Annotated in this window: 22 protein-coding genes; 12 read left to right on the top strand and 10 right to left on the bottom strand. The window is 34.8% G+C overall.

What is annotated here, in order from left to right:
- Positions 1 to 3 precede the first annotated feature (3 nt).
- Genes NZ853_10200 through NZ853_10190 form a run of 3 tightly spaced genes read right to left on the bottom strand, consistent with a single transcriptional unit; the run spans position 4 to position 3,167 of the window.
- Positions 4 to 1,239, bottom strand: coding sequence for a restriction endonuclease subunit S (locus tag NZ853_10200; GenBank protein ID MCS7206056.1), 1,236 nt, complete (start codon positions 1,237 to 1,239; stop codon positions 4 to 6).
- Positions 1,190 to 1,387 (bottom strand): hypothetical protein, encoded by a 198-nt coding sequence (locus tag NZ853_10195; GenBank protein ID MCS7206055.1) that lies wholly within the window; start codon positions 1,385 to 1,387, stop codon positions 1,190 to 1,192. Before NZ853_10195 ends, NZ853_10200 begins: the two co-directional genes overlap by 50 nt.
- The gene (locus tag NZ853_10190) at positions 1,368 to 3,167 is read right to left on the bottom strand and encodes an N-6 DNA methylase (GenBank protein MCS7206054.1); all 1,800 of its coding nucleotides are present in this window, start codon (positions 3,165 to 3,167) and stop codon (positions 1,368 to 1,370) included. Before NZ853_10190 ends, NZ853_10195 begins: the two co-directional genes overlap by 20 nt.
- A gap of 397 nt (positions 3,168 to 3,564) precedes the next feature.
- On the opposite strand from NZ853_10190, the gene NZ853_10185 reads away from it, so the two are divergent.
- From NZ853_10185 to NZ853_10165, 5 genes are all read left to right on the top strand, one after another.
- Complete coding sequence (locus NZ853_10185; GenBank protein ID MCS7206053.1) at positions 3,565 to 3,723, top strand: hypothetical protein; 159 nt, start codon at positions 3,565 to 3,567, stop codon at positions 3,721 to 3,723.
- The gene (locus NZ853_10180) at positions 3,720 to 5,273 is read left to right on the top strand and encodes a DNA methyltransferase (GenBank protein ID MCS7206052.1); all 1,554 of its coding nucleotides are present in this window, start codon (positions 3,720 to 3,722) and stop codon (positions 5,271 to 5,273) included. Before NZ853_10185 ends, NZ853_10180 begins: the two co-directional genes overlap by 4 nt.
- Positions 5,274 to 5,633: 360 nt before the next feature.
- Positions 5,634 to 5,831, top strand: a complete 198-nt coding sequence (locus NZ853_10175) for a hypothetical protein (protein ID MCS7206051.1) — start codon at positions 5,634 to 5,636, stop codon at positions 5,829 to 5,831.
- 211 nt (positions 5,832 to 6,042) lie between these two features.
- Positions 6,043 to 6,174 carry a hypothetical protein gene (locus tag NZ853_10170; protein ID MCS7206050.1) on the top strand — a complete coding sequence of 44 codons (132 nt, stop codon included), beginning with the start codon at positions 6,043 to 6,045 and terminating at the stop codon, positions 6,172 to 6,174.
- A 251-nt stretch (positions 6,175 to 6,425) separates the two neighbouring features.
- Entirely contained in the window at positions 6,426 to 9,587 is a 3,162-nt protein-coding gene (locus NZ853_10165; GenBank protein ID MCS7206049.1) for an N-6 DNA methylase, read from the top strand.
- A 473-nt stretch (positions 9,588 to 10,060) separates the two neighbouring features.
- Here the strand turns inward: NZ853_10165 and NZ853_10160 are convergent, their stop codons facing one another.
- The 3 genes from NZ853_10160 to NZ853_10150 all read right to left on the bottom strand — a co-directional run bounded on the left by NZ853_10160 (position 10,061) and on the right by NZ853_10150 (position 12,723).
- Positions 10,061 to 10,348 (bottom strand): hypothetical protein, encoded by a 288-nt coding sequence (locus tag NZ853_10160; GenBank protein MCS7206048.1) that lies wholly within the window; start codon positions 10,346 to 10,348, stop codon positions 10,061 to 10,063.
- A gap of 69 nt (positions 10,349 to 10,417) precedes the next feature.
- On the bottom strand, positions 10,418 to 10,705 hold the full coding sequence (locus NZ853_10155) for a hypothetical protein (GenBank protein ID MCS7206047.1): 288 nt from the start codon (positions 10,703 to 10,705) through the stop codon (positions 10,418 to 10,420).
- Positions 10,706 to 11,136: 431 nt separating this feature from the next.
- Complete coding sequence (locus tag NZ853_10150) at positions 11,137 to 12,723, bottom strand: NAD(P)/FAD-dependent oxidoreductase (GenBank protein MCS7206046.1); 1,587 nt, start codon at positions 12,721 to 12,723, stop codon at positions 11,137 to 11,139.
- A 132-nt stretch (positions 12,724 to 12,855) separates the two neighbouring features.
- Here NZ853_10150 and NZ853_10145 point away from each other — a divergent pair, with 132 nt between their 5' ends.
- Positions 12,856 to 13,065, top strand: a complete 210-nt coding sequence (locus NZ853_10145; GenBank protein ID MCS7206045.1) for a zinc ribbon domain-containing protein — start codon at positions 12,856 to 12,858, stop codon at positions 13,063 to 13,065.
- Here the strand turns inward: NZ853_10145 and NZ853_10140 are convergent.
- On the bottom strand, positions 13,053 to 13,646 hold the full coding sequence (locus tag NZ853_10140; protein ID MCS7206044.1) for a PaaI family thioesterase: 594 nt from the start codon (positions 13,644 to 13,646) through the stop codon (positions 13,053 to 13,055). The two genes, NZ853_10145 and NZ853_10140, sit on opposite strands and share 13 nt — an antisense overlap.
- 94 nt (positions 13,647 to 13,740) lie before the next feature.
- Here NZ853_10140 and NZ853_10135 point away from each other — a divergent pair, with 94 nt between their 5' ends.
- The 3 genes from NZ853_10135 (at position 13,741) to NZ853_10125 (ending at position 17,220) form a co-directional block, all read left to right on the top strand.
- Positions 13,741 to 14,271 carry a PaaI family thioesterase gene (locus NZ853_10135; protein MCS7206043.1) on the top strand — a complete coding sequence of 177 codons (531 nt, stop codon included), beginning with the start codon at positions 13,741 to 13,743 and terminating at the stop codon, positions 14,269 to 14,271.
- 181 nt (positions 14,272 to 14,452) lie between these two features.
- Positions 14,453 to 16,414, top strand: a complete 1,962-nt coding sequence (gene acs / locus NZ853_10130) for an acetate--CoA ligase (GenBank protein MCS7206042.1) — start codon at positions 14,453 to 14,455, stop codon at positions 16,412 to 16,414.
- 35 nt (positions 16,415 to 16,449) lie between these two features.
- Positions 16,450 to 17,220, top strand: coding sequence for an ABC transporter substrate-binding protein (locus NZ853_10125; GenBank protein ID MCS7206041.1), 771 nt, complete (start codon positions 16,450 to 16,452; stop codon positions 17,218 to 17,220).
- Between the two features lies 1 nt (position 17,221).
- Here NZ853_10125 and NZ853_10120 read toward each other — a convergent pair whose 3' ends face one another.
- Together NZ853_10120 and NZ853_10115 are read right to left on the bottom strand one after the other, a co-directional pair.
- Entirely contained in the window at positions 17,222 to 18,136 is a 915-nt protein-coding gene (locus NZ853_10120; protein MCS7206040.1) for an alpha/beta hydrolase, read from the bottom strand.
- A gap of 91 nt (positions 18,137 to 18,227) precedes the next feature.
- Positions 18,228 to 19,907 (bottom strand): radical SAM protein, encoded by a 1,680-nt coding sequence (locus NZ853_10115; GenBank protein MCS7206039.1) that lies wholly within the window; start codon positions 19,905 to 19,907, stop codon positions 18,228 to 18,230.
- Between the two features lie 92 nt (positions 19,908 to 19,999).
- Here NZ853_10115 and NZ853_10110 point away from each other — a divergent pair, with 92 nt between their 5' ends.
- A complete protein-coding gene (locus NZ853_10110; GenBank protein MCS7206038.1) occupies positions 20,000 to 22,648 on the top strand; it encodes a hypothetical protein in 2,649 nt (882 codons plus the stop codon).
- Between the two features lie 17 nt (positions 22,649 to 22,665).
- Here the strand turns inward: NZ853_10110 and NZ853_10105 are convergent, their stop codons facing one another.
- Positions 22,666 to 23,406, bottom strand: coding sequence for a 1-acyl-sn-glycerol-3-phosphate acyltransferase (locus NZ853_10105; protein MCS7206037.1), 741 nt, complete (start codon positions 23,404 to 23,406; stop codon positions 22,666 to 22,668).
- Positions 23,407 to 23,577: 171 nt separating this feature from the next.
- Here NZ853_10105 and NZ853_10100 point away from each other — a divergent pair, with 171 nt between their 5' ends.
- Positions 23,578 to 24,789, top strand: coding sequence for an acetyl-CoA C-acetyltransferase (locus NZ853_10100; protein ID MCS7206036.1), 1,212 nt, complete (start codon positions 23,578 to 23,580; stop codon positions 24,787 to 24,789).
- A gap of 54 nt (positions 24,790 to 24,843) precedes the next feature.
- Entirely contained in the window at positions 24,844 to 26,097 is a 1,254-nt protein-coding gene (dnaX, locus tag NZ853_10095) for a DNA polymerase III subunit gamma/tau (GenBank protein MCS7206035.1), read from the top strand.
- The last annotated feature ends 29 nt before the right edge of the window (positions 26,098 to 26,126 follow it).

Raw genomic sequence — 26,126 nt, 5'->3', positions numbered from 1 at the left:
AATTTACTTTAAGATTATTTCTTCAACTTGTTTTTTTGCCATTTCAACGATATTTTTAGCTTCTTCTTTTAATTTCTTTGCTTTTTCAATTCGGTTTTTAACCTCTTCGGCGATTTGGTTTTGAATTTCAAGAGGAGGAAGAGGGATTGGGAGATTTAAAAATTTTTCTGGTAGAAGATGTTTTATTATTTGTCCAATACTTTCAGCTTCGGCTAACAGTTTTAAAATTTTGCTTGATAAAACTGTTTTGAGATAAAAATTATTTATATTTTTTTTAACCTCTAATCTTAAAATCCCCCCGCTTATTATAAAATCCATTTCTTTTTCTACCACAACACACAAACCAATCGTTCCATCTTTGGAATATAACAATTCGCCTTTTTTGGGGTTATATTCATCTTTTAGATTTTTATATAAATCAAAACTAATTTTTTTGTCTGTATCTATATTTATTTTGTAATCATCAATATCTACTACTCTTACAAATGGCACGCCATCGGAAACATAAGATTTTGACCCCACCTCAATTCCTTTTTTAATTTTTGCTAAGAAATCTTTGACTTTTACTGTTTTATATTTTCCTTTCTCAAATGCTTTTTTTATTTCTTTAAGATTTGGTTTGTGATAATAAGCATCTATCCTCTTGCCTTTTACTTCTTCTGAATCCACTGCAAAGCACATTTTATCTTTTATTTCTGGCATTTTTATGCCCAGCATTTCTAAAACATAATCATCTATTGAAGCTAACAATTTTTCCGCTTCCGCTTCTTTTTCTTTTTTTTGTTTGTAAGCAGATTCCATTATTTCAACGATTTCTGGTTTGAAAATTACTGGAATTGATTTTAATGCTGTATAATCTAAAGCTGGTCTTGTCCCTCCTGTTGAACGTTTTTTAGCCAATTTTTCACCAATATCAGAATTTAGAAAAGTAGCTAAAGTTTTGCTTGTTTGCTCATTTTTAGTTTTTATTACTACAAGATGTTGATTTATATTACCTTCAAATTCCTTCGGAGCAACTGCAGAAACTGCCATTCTACCGACACCCGTAATTTTTGTTATCAGGTCAAATTCTTTTACCTGACTCCTTTTAAGCATTCCATTATGGGTTGCTATATTTATGTATTTAATATCTTGTAAATTAAGACCTTCAGGTGTTATGTTTTGAACTCTTAAAAACGGTATTCCATTTTTAGAATTTTTTAATATCAGGCGTCGCCCCTCCAGCAATAGATAATACAAAATCGCCCAATGTTTTATCTGTAATTTTTCTTACCTCTTTATCTATCTTAGTAAATTCTGGTTTGTAAAAATAACAATCCAATCTTCCCTCAATCTCATCACTCCAGACTACAAAACACATTTGATTTTTATCTTTCACATCCGTCATAGTTTTTAGGATTTTTCAAAAATTTTTGATATTCTTGGGCAATTTTATCTAAATCATTTATCGGGTCTTCTCTGCCAGTAGCGTCATAGCCAATGTGTTCAGCTATTGCCATAAAGATGGGATATTTTTCTAATTTTTCTTTTTCGCCTTTTCGTCTTAAAAATACCAAAGAAGACTTAACTCCCGCTCCAAAATGTTTAAAAGCAAACTGGGGAAGCGAGACAATCGCTAAAATCTGACACTTTTCCATTATAAAGTCTCTGACATATTGCAAAGATGAATTGGTTAAAATGCCATCAGGCAAAACAATAGCAATTTTTCCCGTTTCTGGCTTAACAAAATCAATACACCGTTCAATAAATAAGATTTCGGTTTTTTGACTTTCTCTTCCTTTGCCTAATTCGTATTTGTCTAAATAATCTTTCTCGGTTCTTTTAATAGCCGCTCCAAAAGGAGGATTAGTTAAAATAACGTCAAAATGGTCTTTTTTAAATCCTTTATGCATTTTATTTATATCTTCAAAATCACTTAAAGCATCAGTGTTTATAATGTTTGTGTGTCCGTCATCGTGAATTATCATATTCATTTTACAAACTCTGGCTATCTGGTCATTTATTTCAATACCGTAGACATTATTTTTAGCAAAATTATGCCAATGTTCCCATGCTTCCCGTTCATCATAATTTTCCTCTGCGTAGTGTCTCACATTATCCATTGCATTAAGCAAAAATCCACCACTTCCACAGGCGGGATCTAAAACCTTATCATCTTTTTGAGGATTCATCATTTTTATACAAAACTGAATAATGGGTCTTGGAGTAAAATATTGTCCCATTTTACCCCTGAAAAAATCTTCAATAAATCTTTCAAAAGCCACACCTTTGGTATCTAAATCAATTTTATTTAAGGCAAGAGACTGTAAATGTTCTACAACATTATAAACAATTTTCGGCTCTAATCTTATACCTTCTTTAAAAACTTCTTCATCCTCTTGTTTAGCTTTTTGATAGATTTTATTTATTCTATTAAAAACTTCTTCGGGCGACTCGTGAGTGCCAATTTGAAAATCGTAAGGTTTTCCTTTAGGCGTTGTTTTTTCATCTTTTAATTTACAAAATAAAAGTTTTGAAATTTCATCAAAGGCAGTTGTAGGGGCCAATCTTCCACCTTGCCAAACGGTATCGTGAGCTTTTTCTAATATTTGTATAAGTTCTTCTCTTGAAACGGTCTTCAATTCTTTATTTTCCTCACCTTTAATAAATCTATACTTAGGAGTTTTGCCATATTTAACTGGAATATCTGAGATAACATTTTTTTCTCTTTCGCTGGGTTTAAAACCAGCTACATCAAAAGCAGTTTTGGTTGTGCCTGCGACTACAGAAGCGAACTTAGCCCTTAAACTATTAGCATTGCCGAATGCCTGCTCTATGGCTTGTTTAAATTCGGCATCAGAGATTTTTTCTTTTTTACATTCAACTACCAAATAAGGTTTTTTTAATTCATCGTCTTCATAAACCACAATATCTGCTCTATCTTCTGGTTTTCGTCTCGGAACAATTACTTCAAAATCTATTCGTTTTGGAGAGTAATTATAATCTAGAACTAATTCAACAAAGTAGGATGCTCTCACCAGTTCTTCTGGTTTTTTAAAGCTTGTTGTAAAATCTCGTGAAGCGTAATAGGTAATCTTTGATTTGTCTTCGTTAAAAGATATAATTTTTGCTTCAATACCTCTTTGGATATTTTTTTCAAAAATTGATTGATTATTTTTATTGCTCATAAATTTTATTTCATTTTGATTTTTTCTAAAAACCTTTGGAATTCTTTTTTTTCAATTCTAAACTCTTTGCCTATTTTATAGTCTTTTAATTTCCTCGCTTTAATATAGCGGTAAATTGTCATTATATTTACTCTTAATTTTTTAGCTAATTCTTTAGCTGTAAAAAACTCTGAATCGTCAATTCTTTACAAGGCAAGCAATTTAATTTAAAAACCTTAAACTTTTTCTTCAATATTTTTTATAAAGCCGTGCAATGTATATCCAAAGAGCAACTATACTGGATTACCTCCAAGGGTTGCCTTGTATTATGAGGACTTAAAAGAAGCGGTAAAAAACATATTTTGGGCATTAAAACCCGGTGGTAAGTTAGCGATCATAATTGGAGAAAGTACAGTCAATGGGAAAAAATCCCCACAACTTGACAACTAAAAAATTCAGTGAAGAAGTTGGATTTAAGTTTGAAAAATTGATATTCAATCCTCCGTTAGGTGCTTGCAATAGGGTAATGAGGGAAGAAAGCGTGATTATTAGCAAAAAACCAGAGGATCCAAGATGACTAATCAGAATGCGAATTTTAAAACTGAGAAGGAACTTCAAGACGCGATCTTGAAAGAAAAAGCAAAAGGAACTCCTGATTTAGAAATTGGTCAGAAATACGGGGTAACATTCAGGTATATTGAGCGACTTATTACCAAAACGCAAGGACTTAATATTAGCAGTTTAAATGTACCTAAAAAAATAAGAAGATTATATCCCAAAGATTTCAGAGATGAACAAACTACAGTCTGGAGTTTTAAACAAAGGGGTAACTGGGCAACTCATAGCGGAGAATATAGAGGTAACTGGACACCTTATATCCCAAGAAATGTAATTCTTAAATATTCAAAACCAGGAGATTTAGTTCTGGACTATTTCTGTGGTGCTGGAACAACCGCAGTAGAATGCAAACTCTTAGGAAGAAGGTGTATTGCACTTGATATAAACGATAAAGCTATTGAACTATCAAAGAAGAATGTAGATTTTAGTATACAATCAAAACAGTTAAGTTTTTTTGACGAAAAAATCAATTTGAAGATTTATGAACCAGAGCTATTAGTGGGTGATGCAAGAGACTTATCTTTTTTGAAAGATAATTCTGTAGATTTAATCTGTTCTCATCCTCCATATGCCAACATTATCCATTACACTGATGCCAAAGAAGGAGACTTATCGTTTCTTAATGTAGATGATTTCTTAAAAGAAATGTCAAAAGTTGCAAGAGAAAGTTTTAGAGTTCTAAAGCCTGGGAGACAATGTGCTATTTTGATAGGAGATATTAGAAGAAAAAAACACGTGATTCCATTAGGATTCAAGCTTATAAATGTTTATTTAGATGTCGGCTTTAAATTAAGAGAGCTCGTCATAAAGCGACAACATAATTGCAAAACTACAGGTTTTTGGTACAAAAATAGTAGAAAGTATAATTTTCTTCTCTTAGCCCATGAGTATCTACCCATCTTTGAAAAACCCAAAGTACCTACTTCTACAAATGTGAGGGAAAAAGAGATAGACTATGGTTTGTTTTCTTTTTTGGTAGAGAGGCCTTCGCTAAAAGGAAGATTAGAGCGGTTTGAGACTACAACAGTTTGGAACTTTCCAGAGAAGAATTTTGAAGAATATCTAAATAAAAATGTAATTGATAGGTATTCAGGAGGAAAGAACTATTTAATTGTAACTCTTGTTTCTGATTCCAAGCTTGATGAAAATTCTTTGCAAAGAAACACACAGAAAGACAACCAATTACTTTTTGTTAAATTTATTCCTTTAGATAATGAAGTATCATTTTCAAACATAGAATATTATTTAAAAGGAATAAAAGCATTTGTAAATCAACAATTGCCTACTTTAAACAAGGGAGGTTTTGTTGTTATTCAGACCCAAGACATAAGAATTGACGGCTATATAGAACCTCTTGGTAAAAGGATTGTAGATATATTGACATTTAACAATTTATGGCTCAAGGAAATAATAATTGCTACTACCGAAGATTCAAATTTAAGCCAACATGATTCAAGAGGTTATTTAAGAATAGTTCATCAATATCTACTCGTTTATGAGGTAAAGTAATGAAAAAACTTTTTAACCTGTTAAAAATAATTTATTATTATCTGGAGTCGTCTTATAAAATACAAAAAGTCAGGCAATTACAAGAAGATGATCTTGTCTATACGACTAAGGCAAATGTCTAAATTATGGTTTATCCCGGTAGAAAACCTGAGTCTCCATATGATTTTATTGTAAGATTTAAAGAACCTGGCAAGAGAGAGCGCACACCTGCTCACGTTCACTTAATTGTAGAGATGTATGTCAAGTATGCCTATAATCCTTCATTAACCTTAAAATTGAAAGAGCACATTTTGACAATGTTTAAATCAATAAAACCTATAAGCTCATTTCCTCCAAGCATTCAGTTTTTTAAACAAGAGCATGTTGAACCTCTTCAAGGAATTAGACAAAGTAGGAGAATTTACAGTAGAATTTCTGCTAGTCGTGACAGAACTTTTGGCAATACAAGAGAAAACAAATTATCCGGATGGTTCTCTCACGGAAAATTTGTATGAGGACTTTGGAGTTAAAGATCGATTCTCTGTGATTCAAAAAGCAGTATTGAAGAGGTTAAGATAAAATGAAAAGCTTTAGCCTATAACATACCTTAAATACCTTATCTTCAAGCATCAAAAATTTACTCAAAGATTACAAGAAATGTTCAAAAGAACCCTTAATATGGTTAATATTTTTGATGAGGTTTTTCATGGATTATCTCAAGCATCGCTTGTAAGCGAAAACTTGTAAAGTTTTTATGAATCCTTATTGACAATAACATCTTATTACCAACATGTCAGGGTGGAAAGACCTTGTAGCTCCAAATCCGAAAAAACAAAATCAGTTAATATTTACCATCCAAAAACCAAAGAAGTATCTCTTTTTGGAGTGTGGAGTGATGCAATCAGAAAATTTTCAAGCATAATCACTGATCAATTCTTCGTTTGAGGGAATGATTTTGTTTCGAAGGTTGTGAGTTAATGAGGTGTTTTTAGTAATTTTGTCATCGCCATGTCCTTTTTTATCATCGGAGTTATTCTGAGAAAGTTGTTATTGTGGGGTGGGTATTTGAATTTTTCTATGAAGATATAAGCATATTTGACAATAAGGTTTTACAATAGTTAAGTGAAATTAAAAATTTTTTAGATAACTTGAAGAAAAATAGATTATTAAAATATGGTTGAGACACTATTAGTTTTAGCTAACGGAATTGTTAGGGGAGCTGAGGAAATCCTTCGAGTTGCTAAAACAGAAGAAGATTTACGAATTCAATTCGAAAAACTTTTAGAACCCATAAAAAACGAATTAAATCTTAAATCAAAACCGGAGTATGAGAAACATGTTTATAGTGGTCGTATTGATGCAGTTCATGGGCACCTGATTATCGAATACAAATCTCCTAGAGCCTTTTCTTCAAAAAAGAATGTGGATAGCACTTATGACCAGTTAGTTAGTTATTTAAATGATATAATGAATAAAACAAAAAAAAACTCGCTGATAGGTATTGGTTTTGATGGAGAAAAAATCTTCTTTGTAAAAAACAAAGATGGCAAATGGATTAAAGAACCTGATGCCATTGATAGTTATGAGTTCAATTTAGAGAGTGCAAAAACCTTTTTGATATATTTACGATCTTTATCTCGGCTTCCTCTCACTGCTGAGAAATTAGCCCAGAAGTTCGGTCCTCAGAGCGAACTTGCATCTAAAGTGATTTCGGCATTTGTGAATGCTTTGAAAAATTGGGGAAACCAAACACGTATTCAAACCTTCTTTGATGAATGGAAAAGGATTTTTGGAATTATCTATGGTGAGCAGTTTTCAAACATAGAAAAAGAAACAATCCAGAGAGCTTATAGAGTAAGTTCATCAGTAGATATACAAGAATTAATGTTTTCCATCCATACTTACTTTGCTTTTTTGATGAAGGTATTGGTTGCTGAACTTGTAACAATGCAGGAAACAAAATTTAGTTCCTCCTTGGCAACAAAATTTACTCATCTTTCTGATGATGACTTAAAAAGAGAACTCGAGGACATAGAAAATGGGGGAATCTACGCAAAAAAAGGGATCACTAATTTTTTAGAAGGAGATTTTTTTCGATGGTATTTGGATGCTTTTGACTCAAAAGAATTAAAAGACAATCTAAGAGAAATATTTCGAGCCATTTCTGAATTCGAACCAGCAACAAGTATAATAGAGTCAAGCTATACACGTGACTTACTAAAAAAACTTTATCAATATCTGGTTCCTCAAGAAGTTCGTCATCGTTTGGGAGAATATTACACACCCGATTGGTTAGCAGAATTATTATTAAATGAAATAGGTTATGATGGTGATATGGAGAAAAGATTATTGGATCCTGCATGTGGTTCTGGGACATTTTTAGTTTTGGCTATCCAACGTGCTATCGAATATGGAAGAAAAAAAAAGAAACAAGCAAAAGAAATTGCTGAAAATATATTTAAAAACATCTGGGGATTTGATTTAAATCCCTTAGCCGTTATTGCTTCTCGAACGAATTATTTGTTTGCAATGGGGGATTTACTTCATGAGTTTTTGGATAAAAGTAAAAATATTGAGATTCCTGTGTATCTAACAGATTCAGTTTTAACTCCTACAAGAACTGATGTCAATCTATACGGTGAGTTTTTAGAAATTACGACTTCGGTAGGAAAATTTCAAATTCCCGCAGATTGGATTAGAGACCTTGGGAATTCTCTCAATCGTGCAACTCAAATCATAGAAGCAATGGTAAAAAATCGATTTTCAGTGGATCAAGCTATCGAGAAATTAGAAAAAGAAAAATTGGTTTTTCCACAAAACAGAGAGATCATTAAATCATTTTATAGTCAAATTTTAGAGCTCGATAAACAAAACAAAAATAGTATATGGATGAGGTTTCTCAAGAATGCTTTTGCTCCTGTAATGGCAGGAAAATTTGATTTTGTCGTAGGCAATCCACCATGGATCAGATGGGATTATCTATCTCAGGATTATCGAAAAGCAACAAAACAACTTTGGGTAGATTATCATCTGTTTTCATTAAAAGGATACGAGGTTCGCCTTGGAGGTGGAGTTAAAGATTTTTCTAAGCTTTTTACCTATGTTTCTTCTGATTGTTATTTGAAAGATGGCGCAAAGTTGGCATTTTTGATTACACAAGAAGTTTTTAAAGCGAAAGGTGCAGGTGAAGGTTTTAGAAGGTTTCAGTTGAAAAATGGTAAATTTCTTAAAGTATTAAAAGTTCATGATTTGGTTTCCCTAAAACCCTTCGAAAAAGCCGCCAATAAAACTGCTATGATAGTTTTACAAAAAGGAGAAAAAACCACCTATCCCGTAGAGTATTTTGTTTGGAGTAAGAAAAAAGGAGCTGGTAAAATTTCTCCTGATAAATTATTTAGCGAAGTTGAACCACTTTTAAGAAAAGAAAGATTTAATGCCAAGCCAATTGATTCTAATTTTGGATCATGGCAACATTATTCAGAAAACGATGTTTCTTATAAGATTCAGGGTAAAAATCAATATAAAGCTTATACAGGAGCCAATATTGAACCGTATGGAGTCTTCTTGTTAAAAATTAAAAATGTTTTATCTTCAAACGAGGTTATAATTGAAAATCTACCAGAAGAGGGAAAAGTGAAAATATCAAAATCAATTTATCGAATTGAGCAAGATTTAGTTTATCCAGCTCTTCGAGGTCGTGATATAAAAAGATGGAAAGCACAACCAGAGATATTCGTTCTACTCACTCAGGATCCAACTAAACGTGAACCGTATCCCGAAGATATAATGAAAAAAAACTGTCCTAGAACATACGAATATTTAACAAAATTTAAAGAACTCTTACTTTTAAGAAAATCAAAAGCACTACAAGATTTGGCTAAGAAAACATCATTCTATGCAATCTTGGGAGTTTCAAATCATACGATGAGTAAGTTTAAAGTTGTTTGGAAAAGAATGTCGAATGACATAGTTGCAGCAGTCATTTCTGTAGAAAACACTCCAATTGGATACAAAACCATTATTCCTTTGGGTACTACAGCATTTATTCCGACAGATAACGAAGACGAAGCTCATTACCTTTGCGCTATTCTAAATTCTAAACCCGTGCGGGATTTTATCAAATCCTATTCTTCTGCTGGTCGTGGTTTTGGTTCTCCTTCTGTAATGGAATACGTTGGTATACCTAAGTTTGATTCCCAAAATCCCCTTCACAAAAAGCTTTCTGAAAATTCAAAAAAATGCCACGACTTTAAAAAAACTGATAATGAAAAAGAAATTAAAAACCTCGAAGAAAAAAATGATGAATTAGTAAAAGAACTTTTTGGAATTAAGTAAATAATCACCTCATTCTTTTCATCACAGCTTTTTGTCTAAATTTACTTCATAAACTAACAAATATTGATGAACGATTTTGAGGTAATCCGTCGGTTTCTGTTGATCTGAACTTGAGCTATCTGGCACAATTACGATGATTTCTTTGAGCCACAAATTATCAAATGTCAGGGTATCTACTATCTTTTATCTTTTTAGCAAGGGGTTCTATGTATTTATGCGTCTGTCTTGAGTTTGAATTACTATGAATTCTCCTTTGTTTAGGAATGGTAAATGTAAACTTATGATGTCTTTCATTCTTTTTAAAAAACGACTCAAGGTTTGGAGTTTGGTCAAAAAGAAGTGATTTTATAAAAATCAGTTGGCTTTTTCTTGTGTGGTTTTTTCCGTTGGACTCTTTTTTGAGTTGGTATCAGAGACCAAGTTTATGACGGAATCATCTTTCCCGCTTGAATACCTCGAGATTACGTTTTTGCTTAGGTGTTCTTCGAGATTTTTTCTGGTAATATCCACACGGTGGTAGCCTCAAGATGATCCAATTTTACGCTCAGAGGGAGTTCATTTTCAAAGATTAATAAATACTCATGAGCAAGTAGAAGAAAATTGTGTTTTATGCTGTTTTTATACCAAAAGCCTGTGGCTCTACAGTTATGTTGTTGTTTGATAATAAGTTCTCTTAATCTAAAGCCAGCTTTTAGATAAATATCAATGAACTTGAATCCTAACGGTATTACATGTTTTTTTCTTCGAATATCTCCTATCAAAATGGCACATTGTTTTCAAAAATCTATAGCTTTCTTTTGCAACTTTACGCATTTTATTCAGAAAATCTTCTACATTAAAGATAAATCATCTTCTTTGGAATCCGTATAGCGAATGATATTAGCATAGGGAGGATGAGAACAAATCAACGGAGTTATCTTGCAAAAACGAAAGGTCTCTTGCATCTCCGACGAGAAGTTCTGGTTCATATGCGGTTCTGCACCACAAAAATAATCTATAACTAAATCTCCGGGTTTTGAGTGTTTTATGATTACATTTTGTTTGAAGCTCCAAATTGTAGTTTGTTCTTCTTTGAAGTCTTTTGGAAGTAGTCTTTTTATTTTTTTAGAAGCATTCAATATGCTTATATTGACTCCCTGAGTTTTAGTTATGAGTTGTTCGATGTATTTGAATGAGACTCCATATTTTCTGCCAATTTCGATATTAGTAGTTCCTTTGTTTTTTCTTTTAGAATTCTAGGAATTGCTGCATGTAGTTTTTTTTTCGCTTTTGGTTTCTTTTTGTTGATCATCTATATTCTTTAAGTTTAGGGCGATTTTGGCAAAATCGTTATTGTAGAATGTGAGCATCCCAGTAATTTTTCTATGAGGGCTTTTTAGCATGATTTAGATTTTCGAGTAAAGGAAATGATTTGATAATTTTATGCATTTCTATGAGATAGACTGCTTGAATTTTTTGATAATTACTTAAGAAAAACATCATCAGCTTCTAAAATCAAACTTTTATATTCGTTAAATTAGACTTCCTACTTTTTAAATTTAAAGTTGCTTCAATTTTTTTTCATTATCGTCTTAAGGAGTTGGCTTGCGTTTTTCATGCCCATGCTTGCTGCAACAGCAAATAAACCACCCATCATGGCACCCACGAAGCCTGGAGTTCCAACGTCGGCTCCCGTCAAAAATAAATTTTGTAGGAATGATTTCGGTCCAAGATATTTACTTTTGAATCTTTGAGGAATACAAGGTAATCCATAAATGATTCCTTTGGGATGGAGGGAAAAAAACTCATTTGAAAGAGGTGTGGCGAGTTCGTAATATTCCACGATGTCGGAAAAATTAGGTATGAATTCATTTGCGAAGTTGATCAAAGTATGGGCGATTTGATTCTTTAGATTTTGGTAGTCTTCATCTCGGTTTTTCCATGCTTGGGTTTTCCATTTTTCGAAGAGCTCGTAATCAATAGGAGCAATGATTTCGGCGGTTGGTGAAACTGACATTGGATTTTTGATCGAAGGAAAAGACACGTATATCATTTGAGGTTTTCCGTGAATGAGTTCATTTCGTTGATGAAAGTTTTTGTCGTGATCCCAATCACGATAAATCCAGTAGTTTCGCCCGTTTGTAAAATGGGGGATCTCTTTCAAACCTAAATACAACGATAACATTGATGTGGAATGACTCAAGAAATGTTTAAGTTCACTTTGGATGTTTTGGAGCTCTTTTTGAAGGTTGACATCAAGTTTTTCTTTTGGAAGAAGACGAAGATAGGTATTATATGCACCCACATTGGAAATGATCATGTCTGCAAAGAACTCTTTTTTTTCTTTTACGTGATCTCCTTGGAGCAAAGAAACTTCAACCCCAATTGCTTTTTGGTTTTCAATCAGGATTTTATCAACTCGATGGGACAACAAAACATCTCCTTGATTTTTCTTTATTGATGGGAGAATGCTTTTGGCAATCATGCTGGCACCACCATTCGGATACCATCCACCTTCAAGATAATGAACATCGATCAAAGCATGAATCAAAAAAGCACTATAAGAAGGAGGTAGTCCATAATTTCCCCATCTTGAGACCAGAAGGTTTTTTAGTCGTTCATCTCGAAAGCGATAATCCAAATATTCTTTTGTTGTAATCAAGGCATGCTTTGAAAAACTCAGTGGAGAAGGTAGAGAATCAAGAGGCTTTGGTAAAGACTTCCATGTGATGTGATAACCGAACCATTTGTTCATTTTTTCTATGTCATTGAAGTATTCTGAGATGTTGTCTTTTTCTTTTGGGAAAGCTTCCATCAAGGTTTGCTGGTAAATTTCTTTTTTGCCATGAACCTCAAATCGAAAGTTTGGATAGACGAATTCTTCAAAAGGTTCTATCATTTTATTCCATTGCAAGTTTCCATCCGTAAGGAAATCAATGATCTTTCTTGGCAAAGAATCAGAATCCATTTGTCCGATGTAATGAATGCCCACGTCCCATTCCCAGTCTTTGCGTTTAAAAATATGAGTAAAGCCTCCGGGCTTGAAGTGTTGTTCGAGCACGAGGACGCGTTTTCCAAAAAGTTTAGATAGTAGAGACGCTGATGTCAAACCGCCAATTCCAGAACCAATAACAATCACATCGAATTGATTGTCCATAGAAACAAAGTTTTTGAGTAATTTTCGGGATCAAGATTTTGTCTTGAATTCAATATATTTTTTGGTAATACCCGTATGACGTATGAGAACAAATTTTGATTGCCTCAGAAAAAGCCTATTAAAAATAAGACCATGCCTACATACACATATCGTTGTAAGAGATGTGGTCATCAATACGATAAGCTCCAAAGTATCAAAGCAATGCCAGATACGACATGCCCTTCGTGTGGAGGAGAAGTGGAAAGATTGATTGGGACGGGAGCTGGGATAGTGTTTAAAGGGAGTGGATTTTATATGACGGATTATAAAAAATCAAAAGAAAGTTCCACTCAAACTGAATGACGGTTTTTTCGTAGTCTTAGTCTGATCTCTCGAGCTCTTTTCCGATTGAGTTCTAAGATACGTTTTTGTTTTTCAATTTCTTCTTCTGAAAAATAAGATAAAAACATTTTTCTTTGGAGTTTTTCAGGGAGAACATACCAACTAGCATTCGAGCTGACATAGATTTCTTGTTCTTGTGTTTCTTTGTTTGGGATGTAAATGATACCACGAGTATAGAGCCTTCTTTTTCGAACGGCTGTAAGCCAAGCTCGGATTCTGATAGGAACATTAAGAGGCACCGCTTTATGATATTTGATGTGGAGGCTTTCGGTCATAACCACGTGCCCCACATGAAAACACAAACAACCTTGAGCTTCATCAAGCAAGGTGGCTAAGATCCCTCCATGAGCATAATTGGGAGCCCCCCCGTATTCTTTACGGATTACGTAATCAAAATGAACCTCACCAAATTCTTCATCGAAAAGAAAACTTGCCCTCAAGGAAAAAGGATTTTCGGTTCCACAACCAAAGCAAAAAGAATCATGCCAATCTTGACCCACTTTACTTGGAGAAACATCAAAAATAGTTTTTACGGAATCCATAGAGACAAATAAATATGATTGATAAATCAATCAATTTCAAAATCTCTGATTTTTAATAATTGACTGAAAAATCAATTTTTTATATTGTAATTTTATGATACCCGAGAATGCAATTTTGATAACTTTTTCCTATTCTTCTTTTATTCGTTCCGTGCATCAAGGTAGAGAAGAAAGTTTAAAGGCTTTCTTCGATGAAGATAAAAAAAAATTTTATTTCGAATTTTCACCTGGGAAAGAAATGGAAGGTCCCCCTAATCACGTTCATGGTGGGTATTTAGCGAGCATTTTGGATGAAGCAATGGGAGCTGTTATGTTTTTATCTGGATATGTTGGTTTGACTCATCACTTTGAGATTCTATACAAAAAGCCCGTGTCTTTATACCAAACCCATTATATTGTGTCATGGATTGAGAAAGTAGAAAGAAGAAAGATTTTTATCGAAGCAAATGTGTTTTCGAAAGACGTGATTTACACAAAAGCAAAAGGAATTTTCTTTCAATTTGATTTTCATAAATTAGGATTAGATAACTATTATCAAAAGATAATTCGATATCAAGAAATTCGAAAACAAGGATACAGTGTTTCAGAAACTTTAGAAATTCTTAAAAAAGAATTCAAGAATTAGACACGTTGTTTCATAGTTTTATGACAGATTGGTGTTTGAATTTTTTTTAGATGAATGCGATTTTGTATAATTTTCTTTTAAGAATTTTATCATGAAATTGATTTTTGTTTGATTTTCTAAAAATAGTATTTTTTTTTATCATACACAAACAAAATACTGAATTCTCAAAAGGAGAGTGTGTATGTATGATACAGTATACAAAGCGCCTGAAGAATTCATAAAAAGAGCAAATATCACCAAAGAACAATATGAGGAAATGTATAAGCGTTCCATTGAAGATCCTGAGGGGTTCTGGGCAGAATTAGCGGAAAAACGTATCACCTGGTTCAAGAAGTGGGATAAGGTTTTAGAACATGATTTTGCAAACGCTAAGGTCAAGTGGTTCATCGGCGGTAAATTGAATGTCTCTTATAACTGCATTGATAGACATCTCAATTCTCCAACAAAAAATAAGGCAGCTCTAATCTGGGTAGGAGACAAACCAGGGGATGAAAAAACTTTAACCTATCAGCAATTACATCGAGAGGTTCAGATATACGCAAATGTATTAAAAAAATTTGGTATCAAAAAAGGTGATCGTGTATTGATTTATCTTCCCATGATTTTGGAACTCCCCATTTTTATGTTGGCATGTGCAAGAATAGGGGCAATTCATTCCGTAGTGTTTGGTGGTTTCTCAGCTGACTCTTTACAATCAAGAATAGAAGATGCAAAGCCTTCTTTGATTATTACTTCTGATGCTGGTTATCGTGGTGGAAAAATCATCGACATGAAGAAAAATGTGGATGAGGCATTGAGAAAATCCTCTCATAAAGTTGATCACGTAATTGTAGTTGAAAGGGTAGGAAAAGGACACTACACGCATTGGGTTGAAGGAAGGGATCATCACTTACATGATATCCTTGCTGGTGATATTCCTAAGGAGTGTCCACCAGAAGAAATGGATTCAGAAGATCCTTTGTTTATTTTGTACACTTCTGGTTCAACAGGAAAACCCAAAGGAGTAATGCATACTACCGCAGGTTATCTTTTAGGTGTTAATACAACTTTTTATTATGTGTTTGATCATAAGCCAGAAGATACTTACTGGTGTACAGCGGACATTGGATGGATCACAGGTCATAGCTATATAGTGTATGGTCCTTTGTCCAATGGTGCAACGAGTATCATGTTCGAAGGTGTGCCAACTTATCCTGATCCCGGCAGATATTGGGAAGTAGTAGATCGATACCAAGTGAATGTTTTCTACACAGCACCAACAGCCATTCGAGCCTTGATGAAAGAAGGTGTTCAATGGGTTCAAAAATACAACCTTGATTCTTTACGTTTGTTAGGTAGTGTAGGGGAGCCGATCAACCCTGAAGCTTGGGAATGGTACTATGAAAACGTTGGAAAAGGAAGATGTCCAATTGTCGATACTTGGTGGCAAACAGAAACAGGAGCAATCATGATTACTCCATTGCCTGGTGCGATTGATATGATACCCGGTTCAGCAACAAAACCCTTCTTTGGAGTTCAACCAGTTCTTGTCGACAATGAAGGAAAAGAGATCACAGAAATGGAAGCCAGTGGAAATCTTTGCATCAAGTTCCCATGGCCATCAATGATGAGAGGAGTTTATGGTGATCCTGATCGATTCTATAATACTTATTTTACTCAGTATAAAGGTTATTATTTCACTGGTGATGGAGCTAAACGCACAAAGGACGGATATTATATCATCACTGGTAGAGTGGACGATGTTTTGAATGTCTCTGGTCATAGAATTGGAACTGCAGAGATTGAAAGTGCCTTGGTTGAACATCCTGCTGTCGCTGAAGCTGCCGTAGTGGGTTTTCCTCATGAGATCAAAGGTCAAGGTATCTATGCTTATGTAACTCTAAAAGTCGGTTATCAACCCAATGATGAGCTTAAAAAAGAATTAATTGATATAGTAGCTGAGAAAATTGGAAAAATAGCAAGACCAGATGTTATCCAGTGGGCGCCTGGACTTCCCAAAACTCGCTCAGGAAAAATCATGCGAAGAATCTTGAGAAAGATTGCCGAAGGAGTTTTCACAGACTTGGGTGATACAAGCACCTTAGCTGATCCTTCTGTTGTCGATATTTTGATTGAAGACAAAAAACGTTTCCATACATTTTAATTTCTTTCGAAACCCCCTTCCTGGGGGTTTCTATAATGACTCCGAAACGAATAGTCTGCCTCACAGAAGAATACGTCGAATTCTTGTATTTATTAGGAGAGGAGGATAGAATTGTTGGAATCTCATCCTACGTAAAACGTCCTTCCAACGCCATCAAAGAAAAACCCATCGTGTCTTCTTTTGTAAAAGTCAATGTGGAAAAAATCAATCAATTAAAGCCTGATTTGATTTTGGGGTTTTCGGATCTTCAAGCAGAGGTGGCAAAAGAACTAATACAGAATCATCATCATGTATTTATAGCCAATCCAAGAAGTATTGAAGATATCTTTCAAATTCTTTATTGGTTAGGATTGCTAATAGATCAAAAAGAAAAAACCGAAACTCTAATCCAAAGATGGAAAAACAAGTTAGAGTTTTACGCACAAGAAGCTAAAAAATTCCCAACAAAACACAAAGTGTTCTTTATGGAATGGGACGAACCCATCATAAGCGGAATAACTTGGGTAGAAGAACTATTAGAAATATTGAATACGCAACCACTATTTCCGGAATTGAAAACTAAAAAGAGTGCGAAGGAGCGAATTGTTCCAAAAGAAGAAATCCTTGCAAGAAATCCAGATGTAATTATTAACTGTTGGTGTGGGAAGAAAACAAATTTCGATTGGGTCAAAGAAAATTTTTCTTCTACTAATGCTGTGAAGAATCAGCGTATTTATGAAATTGAACCAGAGGTTATCCTTCAACCTGGTCCAGCACTTTTCGAAGAAGGTGTTGATAAATTATTCGAATTAATTTATAAAAATTAAACTATTTTGAATTTATAAATTCTTTTAAATAAAAGATCACAACTCCTGGATCTTCTTCTTGAGGAAGATGCCCGACCTCAGGAAGTATTACCAATTGAGCTCTGGGAAGGTTTTGATAAAAAAGATAAGCATGTTCCAATGGTATCCAACGATCATGTTCACCCCAAATGATCAATACGGGAATTTGGATTTTTTGTAGTGAGTCCAGAGATATGGGTTGATAAGAACTCAAGAACAAACCTATATGAGCCTCATATCCATTTTTTGTGCGAAGTGGAAGTGTGTATAAATCAATCTTTCTTTTGTCAACTTTGGTTTTATCATAAAAAGCATCAGATAAAAAAAATTTGATGCTATATCGATTGCGAAACAAGAAATTTGTGGAGCGAAGCAAAACTACCATAGGGTATTTAATGATTTTGGGAGCATCAAAACCTTCAATCAATCCAGCACTGCAAATCAAAACAAGTTTGCTGACTTTTTCTGGATGATTGAGGGTATAACGAAGAGAAATCTCACCCCCCATGGAGTTCCCTACAAGAATCACTTTATCGAAATGATAGAACTCCAAAAGAGAATGGATTTGATCTACGTAAAGTTTTCTATCATAAGTTATATTGGGTTTATCAGAGAAACCAAAACCTAAAAGGTCTATAGCAACCATCGGATTTGATAGCTGAGTATCGGAAAAGATGAGTTCCCATGTGTGAACGTTGCTTGAGAACCCATGGATAAATACAATCGGTGTGAGATGAGAATTCTGGCTATTTTTTTCTATCACAAAAACTTGATGGTTCAATAAAGAAATGAATTTTCCCTGAGGGAAATATTGCTTTGCTAACTTTGCCTCTTCATAGGTTTTACAACCTCCGATGATAGTTATCGTCAAAATCAAAAATGAATATCGTAAAGTCATGGTTGGTAGGTCAAAAGGATATTTTATCAGAAATAAACAAAATCAAAAAAGAACTTATGAAAAGTTATTTTCATGAGTCATGTTTTTGTTGTTATAAAACTGGATTTTTTTTGAACTCTTTGCTTTTTAAAAAAAGTTCATAGGCTCCTCTTTTTGAGATGTTAGGGATAGTTTGGATGGCTTTCCATCCTAAGTATTGGATTTCTATCGGATGTGTTAATCCGTGAATGCTGCGTTCTTCCCAACCCGTAATTACTACATCGATGGGGGTTTTGCTTTCAAATGCTTTTTTTGCTTTTTGATCATCTTTGGGGATTTTTACGGTGATGGGGTAAGAACCCAGCTGACGTCCAAAATAATACCCAGCATTTTCGTATTCTAAAATCACTTCTCGAAGAATAGTGTTTTTGGGGAAGTTTTGTTTGAGGAAATAATGATCAATTTCCTTTCGGATCTTATCTCGATAAAACAAAAAGCGATTATGAAGTTTTTCTATTTTTTTATAGGATTGATTGTTTTTATAATAACGATAGAGCTTTGTTTTTCGATAAATCATCACTTGTCGGATGTTGATCCTTCGTAAAAGTAATCCACGTTCTTTGATTTTTAACAAAAACCGATAATTCAATTCGAACGTTTTTTCGGTTTCTCCCATGAGTCCGTGAATGAAGTTCAAACCCGGTAGCAAAATGGGAAGACCATCTTTTCTTTGAGCTCCATATTCATTAATGATTTCTATGGCTTTGATGGCTTCTTCTTCGTTGCATTTTAAGTCATTTTGTTGGATGACTACGGGATCGATCGACTCAATCCCCATTGCTGCGGTATCTCCTGGGGTGTTATAAGTAGTGATGATTTTCGAGATTTCTCTTGATTCTTCTGGGAATGTGCTGAGAAGTCCAGGATTTACGTTATCAAGATGGAGAACCTTCAGATCGGGAGCTTGTCTTCGGATCCCTTCGTAAAGCTTCCGGATACTTTCAGGATTAGGTCTTGGAAAAGTATTCTTGAATTCTTTTTGATCCGGCAGATAAGTATAAATATCAGCTTGACGTCCCAAACGAAAATAGCGATTTCCGAAGTGATAGAGAGCACCAACTTCTTCTAAAATCCCTTCTACAGAACGAAATTGGGGTTTTCCGTAAAAAGCCTCCGTGCAAAAAGAACAAAATCGTTCTCTCGTGCATCCCCGATATGTTTCGAGCTCTATCATCAAGTATGGATAATTTGGATGTTTAGTCGTCAAAAAAGCTCCATGTTTGGCATATCGATCCACATCAGAAAAGTTTCTTTGCAAAGTAAAGAAAGGATACTTGTCTTGAAGAAGTGTTTTGTTTTGATTTCGGCTTTTTGCATAGAGTTCTGCGTATTTTTCGATGTCTCCTAAAATCAAAATTCCGCCTTTTTCGATGATGTTTTTTTGGATTTCTGGATTTGCGAAGCGAATAGGACCACCTATAATCACTTTGCTTTTAGGATCATGTTTTTTTTGGATATCTAAAAATTCTAAGATTTCTTTGACAGTTCCAATCTTTCCTCCTAAATATTTGCCTGGGACGGTGGTTCCTGCAATCAAGAATACAACTTCGTATTCTTTGGTTAGGATTTTATTTTGAGCTCTCCATTGATCTACGGTTAAATAATCAATCTTATCTTCTTGGATTCCTTCTGAAACCAATGCTCCTGCTACGTATCGACAGTAGGGCGATAAGTAGGGAGGAACACCAAAACACGCAGGTTCATCTACATAAAAATCCAAAATCAAAATCATGTTTAAGCCTCTTACTAATAGAATTTGTTTCTTTACAAGAAAAAATACAAAAAAAGTTTAACTACTTCATATCAATCTCAATTTTTAAAAAAATGAACCTGAAGACTTTCTTTTTCTTGGTTTTGGGATTGTTGCTATCAAAAGTTTCCTTTTCTCAGACCATCACAAAGGCACCAGCAAAAAGCCTAACAGCACCAACAAAAATAGAAAAACCCCAACAGCTCCTAAAAGAAAATCAAAAGTTCAAACTCATCATAGAAAATATTGATTCAACAAAGTGGATACAAGGAGAAGAACAACAAGAAAATGTAATCCGAATTTTCGGAAGAGTAAAAGTAATACTACAAACTGGCTTTTTTTATGCGGATGAAGTCATCATTGATACCCAACGAAAAGAATTGTTTGCTTATGGAAACATAGAATACCACGAAGAAAATGCTTATGTAAAAGTAGAAAAAATCATTTATGACTATGAACACCACTATGGGATTTTATACAACGGAAATGGATATAAGGATCCAGTTTATTTTGTGGGACTTTTTGTTCGAGGTTTAGGAGAGAATCGCTTTGAAATCAGTGATGCCTTTTTTACTTCTTGTATGCAGGAAAAACCTCACACTCACTTTACGGCAAGAAAGATTTATTTGCTCGAGAATAACGAAATCATTGCTTTAGGAGTTTGGTATTATGTAGGAGGGGTCCCTTTAATTCCCTTGCCTTTTTATTATTCTAACCCCTGGGGAACAGGTATCATCACACAATTAGGTTATAGTAATGTGTCAGGTTATTTTTTACACAATACTTATCAGTTTAGCATACCCAGATTGTACTTGTCGAATTTTCTTCCGTTAGCTTATCGAATCAAGCTTGATTATTATGAAAAAAGAGGGTTGTTTTTTGGAACGGAATTTTATCGTTTTTCCCCCACGTTAAGTTATATCTTGGATTTGGGTTATGCTGAGTATAAACGATATGAATTTCAGTTGGATGTTCGAGAAAAGGATTATTTGCGGGTTACTAATCGAATCCAACAAAAAGACGGCACTTTTGCAGAAGAAAAATATAAATGGACCAAGGTATTTTCTATCCTTACCTTCAATCAACAAAATCCAGAGAAAAATCGGGTCCAAAAACTCACCCTTCGGATTTTGAATTATTCCCATCGTTTGTTTGAGTATGAGTTTGGAGGGAGATTCCTACCCACAACCACACTTCCAGCTCTCTATACTGTAGCAGAGCCGAATAGAGGTATCATTCAAAATCAAACTGAATATGCCTTATACTACAATGACAAGATTGACGATTTGACTGTGAACTTTCAAGCATCGAGGGTAAAGATTTGGAGGGAGAGTTCGAATTTTCCCGACTCAAAGTTCATACCCGCAAATGACGTGATACCCAATCTGGAAATCCAGAAAAACGTTTTTTTGGGCTATTGGCTTTCTTTGCCATTTTACTGGAACAATGTCTTTCAACACACCACAAGTAAAGTTTACACGGATGGAAAACCTTATTATACCAACTATTTCAATAAATTAGAAACAAGCTTTAGAACCACGATTTCTTTTTATCCCTATTTTTCGTATTCACCCACCGTAGGTTATGGTGGTCAAAAATACTCTCCTTACAAAGAAAATATTTCTGAAGATGCTTATCGATCGTTGCAAATTTATTCTCGTAAACAATCTTATGAGTATTATTATACAAACCAGATTCTCACCCTTGGTCCGAGTTCATTTTTTTTGGAATTAAATCATACCCGGAAGTTGAGTTTAAGAGAAGAATTAAGAGATCGAGGGGTAATCACGCAAGGGGAGTATAACGATCGAGAGAAAATCAACGAAACTTTGGTTCGATGGAGTATGAATCCTTGGGAGTTTTTTTCTCTTTCTATTGAAAGCATTTATAATCACAAAAAGTTTGAGTATCCCATCCGGAATGAAGAACGTTGGACCTATCCTGTTGCAAAAGCCGAGATTTTTATTAATTTTTTGAATCCTTTTAAACCCTCTCAATTTCATTTGCTCAGCAAAAAAAGAATTGTTGTGTCGGAATTGAAAATCTCAAATGATTATGTTTATGATCATTTGAGAAAAAAAGATCATTCCAATCTTTTGGGGATTTCTTATTACATTTCGAATTTCGATTTGTTTTTTCTCAGGAGGCTTCGGTATTTTGAAGCAGGATTTTATTGGTATCATGTATATCAACAGCCGGCGTTGGATCAAATGCGATTTTTATCTCGGCTTGATCTTCAAATCACAAAACAGATATTTTTCGAAATGGAGTTGGAGTCTCGACTCACTAAACCCACAAAATACATCCAAAGAACTCAAGAATGTCGGTTCGTTGATGGTCAAATCAAGTGTATCCCTGCTAAATGGATTCCTGAGTCAGAAAAAAGTAGAACCTTTTGGCAGGATATCCTTGAGTCCACAGGGCTTTACGAGAAGGAAAAAAGACAAAACGCAGCTTTCAACATAGGGTATTTTCAAGGGACTTTGATTTTTGATTTGCATGATTGGGAATTTCGTTTGGGGTATGAGCTCCAACAGAAAAGCATCCTTGCAGGAGTGAACTCCGTAAGTGTTGTTCATTTTTATGATAATATTGTCTTTTTTAGTTTCAATTTCGTGAAGTTTGATGTGGGAGGTTTAGCCCAAAGACCGAGTCGCTTTATCGTAGATCGAAGAAAAGTTAATCCCTTTGATATCGCAAAAACAAGTTTTTATACAAGGTGACTTTGTAAGTTTGATTTCTAAGAAGCTAACATACCTTCTTTTCGTTGGATATTTTCCATGATTTCTCGAGAACGATCCACAATGTAAGGTATTGCCTTTTCTTCTTCTTGATGGAGGAATTCTTCGGGCATAATGGGTTTGGAAAAAACTACTTTTACTTTTTTGTATTGAGTCCGCAAAGGAAGTCTTACGATCTCTTCAGGAAGTCCCATCATTTGTCGAATGGCTGGTGGAAGCGGAATAGATGTGATTTCTTCTTCAATGGGGATAATCACAAATGGAATGATGGGAACTCTGGCTTTGTAAGCAAAAACAGCAAATCCATCATGAAACCTCACCATGGGAGCTGAGAAATCATTTTGCACCATATAATCATGACCTTCAGGGAAAATCCCTAAAACTTCTCCTTTTCTAAGAACAGTCATGACTCTTTTAATGGAACTAATGCTGATATTACCATTTATGTCCATAGGGATCACACCTGTGTTTTGAATCAAAGCATCAAAAACAGGGATTTTTTTTGTGTATTCAGCCGCAATCCAAGAAATGTAGTAAGGCACAACGGAAGCAACGATAAAAGGGTCCATGTCCGATCGATGGTTGCCAATGATGATTCTTCCTCCTTTTGGAGGAATGTTTTCTACACCTTCGTGTTTGATATCCACAATAATGTTCAAAATAGGACTCAGAAGAATCTTTAGACTTTGAAACACATCTTTTTCTGAAAGCTTAATTAAATCCATGATTCGTTCTGCCATAAGAAAAGCATAAGCACGCTTATTAAAATGTCAATAGGAAAGTTTTCATTTCTTAGAACTCTCTTGTATAATGATGGGTTAATTTTGATAATTTCTTGGTTTTCAGGTTTTCAAAATGAAATTGACTTTTCAGTCAATATTGCGTTTCTTTATTCCAAAGGTAATTCGGTCATGAAGGATGTTTATATCATTGATGCTGTTAGAACACCAAGAGGAAAGGGGAAAAAGCGTGGAGCACTTGCCCATATCCATCCTGTGGATTTAGCGTCATATTGTATTAAGGGGATTGTAGAACGAAATCCTGTTGATCCTGAAGCCATAGATGATGTGATTTTGGGTTGTGTAACTCAAGTAGGGGAGCAAGGAGCTTGCATTGCAAGGAATGCGGTTTTGGCATCGGGGTTACCCATCCATGTCCCAGGATATACTTTGAATCGATTTTGTGGTTCTGGATTGCAAGCGGTTCAAAATGCGTCTGCTATGATTGGTTCTGGCATGATGGATTTGGTGATTGCTGGTGGTGTTGAATCCATGAGTAGAGTAAAGATGGGGCAAGACATTGAAGGCTATGATCTTTATGTCGGGAACGAGACATTAAAAAACCGCTTTCATTTGGTTCCACAAGGTATCTCAGCGGATTTAATAGCTACGATATATCACATCACCAGAGAAGAAGCGGATCGTTTCGCCGAGGAAAGTCAAAAGCGAGCTCACCATGCAATACAAAATGGGTACTTCAAAAAAAGTATCCTTCCTGTTCCTGCTGTAAATGGCGGTTTTGTAGAGTACGATGAACATCCAAGGATTGAAAATACCTTTGAGTTTCTTTCTTCTTTACCTTTAGCTTTCAAAACCTTTGGAGAAAAAGAGTTTGATGCTATTGCTTTGAAGGCTTACCCTCAAGTGGAAAAAATCCATCACATCCATACCTTAGGGAACTCTTCTGGTGTTGTGGATGGAGCTGGCGTTGTTTTGCTAGCAAGCGAAGAAGCAGTTAAAACCTTTCAACTCAAGCCTCGAGCAAGGATCGTAGCAAATGCCGTAGTGGGAACTGAACCTACCATCATGCTTACAGGACCCGTGCCAGCAAGCAGAAAAGTTTTAAAAAAAGCAAACTTAAAAATCGAAGATATTGATCTTTGGGAAATCAACGAAGCTTTTGCGGCAGTTGTGATTTACATCATGAGAGAATTACAAATCCCTCATGAGATTGTCAACGTTAATGGAGGGGCTATTGCTTTAGGGCATCCCTTGGGTGCAACAGGAGCAATTCTTCTGGGAACTTTGTTGGATGAATTGGAACGAAGAAATAAACGCTATGGTTTAGTTACTTTGTGTATAGGTGGTGGGATGGGAATAGCTACCATCATCGAAAAATTGTGATTTTGTTGTTTTTTTATTCTTGACTAAAAAGTTTCAACAATAACTATTCCAAAGATGTTTGGGCATTACAAGGTATTGGCGAGGCGTTATCGACCCCAAAGATTTCAGGAAGTGGTGGAACAAACTCATACCATCACTGCCATCGAAAATGCCATCAAAGAAAATCGATTGGGTTCAGCTTATTTGTTTTACGGACCAAGAGGTGTAGGCAAAACTACCATTGCGAGGATTTTAGCGAAACGTGTGAATTGCCTCAATCCCCAAGGAGTAGAACCTTGCAATGAATGTGAGTCTTGCAAGGAAATCACCCAAGGAAATTCTATGGATGTGATTGAAATTGATGCGGCATCAAACCGAAGAATTGAAGATGTCCGAGAATTACGAGAAAACGTAAAGTTCAAACCTATCTTGGGAAAGAAAAAGGTTTATATTGTCGATGAGGTCCACATGCTCACAAAAGAGTCATTTAATGCCTTGTTGAAAACTTTAGAAGAACCACCAGAACACATTCTTTTTATTTTGGCAACCACAGAGATCAATAAAATCCCAGAGACAATTCTTTCAAGATGCCAAATTTTTACTTTCAAAAAAGTTCCCTTGTTAAAGTTGCAAAAGTATTTAGAAGAGATAGCGCAGAAAGAAAAGCTCAAGGTTGAAAAAGAAGCTCTGTTTTTGATCGCAAAAAAGGGAGACGGCTCAGTCCGAGATAGTCTGTCTTTTTTTGAGCAAGTGATTTCTTATTGTGATGGTGAAATCACCGCTAGCAAAGTTCGAGAGTTAATGGGAAGTTTTCATTTGGATGTGTTTTTGGATTTGTTAAAACGACTTTTTTCGGAAACCTCTCCTGATGAGCTCCTACGTCCTGTTGTTGAAATCTTTAATGAAGGAGGGGATTTAGAGAGATTTTTATGGGAATTTTTGGAGTTTCTTCGAGTTGCGATTTTGATTCAAAAAGGGGTTTCAGATAGGGATCTACTGGGGCTTCTTGGAGAAGAAATCGAAAAAATCAAGCAAGTCGTAAAGGAAATTCCCTTTGAAAAACTTTCTGCGGTTTTTGAAGAAATTTATCAAACCCGTTCTAAATCCTACTATTTGAGAATCAAGAATACTTTTGAAGCTCGGATTCTCATGGAGGTGGTGCTTCTCAAACTTTATGATAAACTCCATAAAAAAAGTTTGGAAGAAATCCTTCACGACATTAACCAATTAACCAAAGCTATTGAAGGAAAAGACATTTCCGAAGAAGCACTTTTTACGAAAGAATTGAATGAAGAATTAAAAAAAAAATCCCTGATCCAAAAACCATAAAATCAAAAGAAATCCACTCAACTCCAAAC

The sequence above is a fragment of the Leptospiraceae bacterium genome, assembly GCA_025059995.1.
Lineage (GTDB): Bacteria > Spirochaetota > Leptospiria > Leptospirales > Leptonemataceae > SKYB61.
This window is presented reverse-complemented; position numbering and strand designations above follow the sequence as displayed.

Bases quoted from the DNA above. Each gene is read 5' to 3' on its own strand.
- NZ853_10185 (MCS7206053.1), top strand. From the start codon at position 3,565: ATGGGAAAAAATCCCCACAACTTGACAACTAAAAAATTCAGTGAAGAA.
- NZ853_10190 (MCS7206054.1), bottom strand. From the start codon at position 3,167: ATGAGCAATAAAAATAATCAATCAATTTTTGAAAAAAATATCCAAAGA.
- NZ853_10165 (MCS7206049.1), top strand. From the start codon at position 6,426: ATGGTTGAGACACTATTAGTTTTAGCTAACGGAATTGTTAGGGGAGCT.
- NZ853_10125 (MCS7206041.1), top strand. From the start codon at position 16,450: ATGACTCCGAAACGAATAGTCTGCCTCACAGAAGAATACGTCGAATTC.
- NZ853_10175 (MCS7206051.1), top strand. From the start codon at position 5,634: ATGTTGAACCTCTTCAAGGAATTAGACAAAGTAGGAGAATTTACAGTA.
- NZ853_10115 (MCS7206039.1), bottom strand. From the start codon at position 19,907: ATGATTTTGATTTTGGATTTTTATGTAGATGAACCTGCGTGTTTTGGT.
- acs (MCS7206042.1), top strand. From the start codon at position 14,453: ATGTATGATACAGTATACAAAGCGCCTGAAGAATTCATAAAAAGAGCA.
- NZ853_10120 (MCS7206040.1), bottom strand. From the start codon at position 18,136: ATGACTTTACGATATTCATTTTTGATTTTGACGATAACTATCATCGGA.
- NZ853_10195 (MCS7206055.1), bottom strand. From the start codon at position 1,387: ATGACGGATGTGAAAGATAAAAATCAAATGTGTTTTGTAGTCTGGAGT.
- NZ853_10170 (MCS7206050.1), top strand. From the start codon at position 6,043: ATGTCAGGGTGGAAAGACCTTGTAGCTCCAAATCCGAAAAAACAAAAT.
- NZ853_10150 (MCS7206046.1), bottom strand. From the start codon at position 12,723: ATGGACAATCAATTCGATGTGATTGTTATTGGTTCTGGAATTGGCGGT.
- NZ853_10100 (MCS7206036.1), top strand. From the start codon at position 23,578: ATGAAGGATGTTTATATCATTGATGCTGTTAGAACACCAAGAGGAAAG.
- NZ853_10105 (MCS7206037.1), bottom strand. From the start codon at position 23,406: ATGGCAGAACGAATCATGGATTTAATTAAGCTTTCAGAAAAAGATGTG.
- dnaX (MCS7206035.1), top strand. From the start codon at position 24,844: ATGTTTGGGCATTACAAGGTATTGGCGAGGCGTTATCGACCCCAAAGA.
- NZ853_10180 (MCS7206052.1), top strand. From the start codon at position 3,720: ATGACTAATCAGAATGCGAATTTTAAAACTGAGAAGGAACTTCAAGAC.
- NZ853_10135 (MCS7206043.1), top strand. From the start codon at position 13,741: ATGATACCCGAGAATGCAATTTTGATAACTTTTTCCTATTCTTCTTTT.
- NZ853_10145 (MCS7206045.1), top strand. From the start codon at position 12,856: ATGCCTACATACACATATCGTTGTAAGAGATGTGGTCATCAATACGAT.
- NZ853_10110 (MCS7206038.1), top strand. From the start codon at position 20,000: ATGAACCTGAAGACTTTCTTTTTCTTGGTTTTGGGATTGTTGCTATCA.
- NZ853_10140 (MCS7206044.1), bottom strand. From the start codon at position 13,646: ATGGATTCCGTAAAAACTATTTTTGATGTTTCTCCAAGTAAAGTGGGT.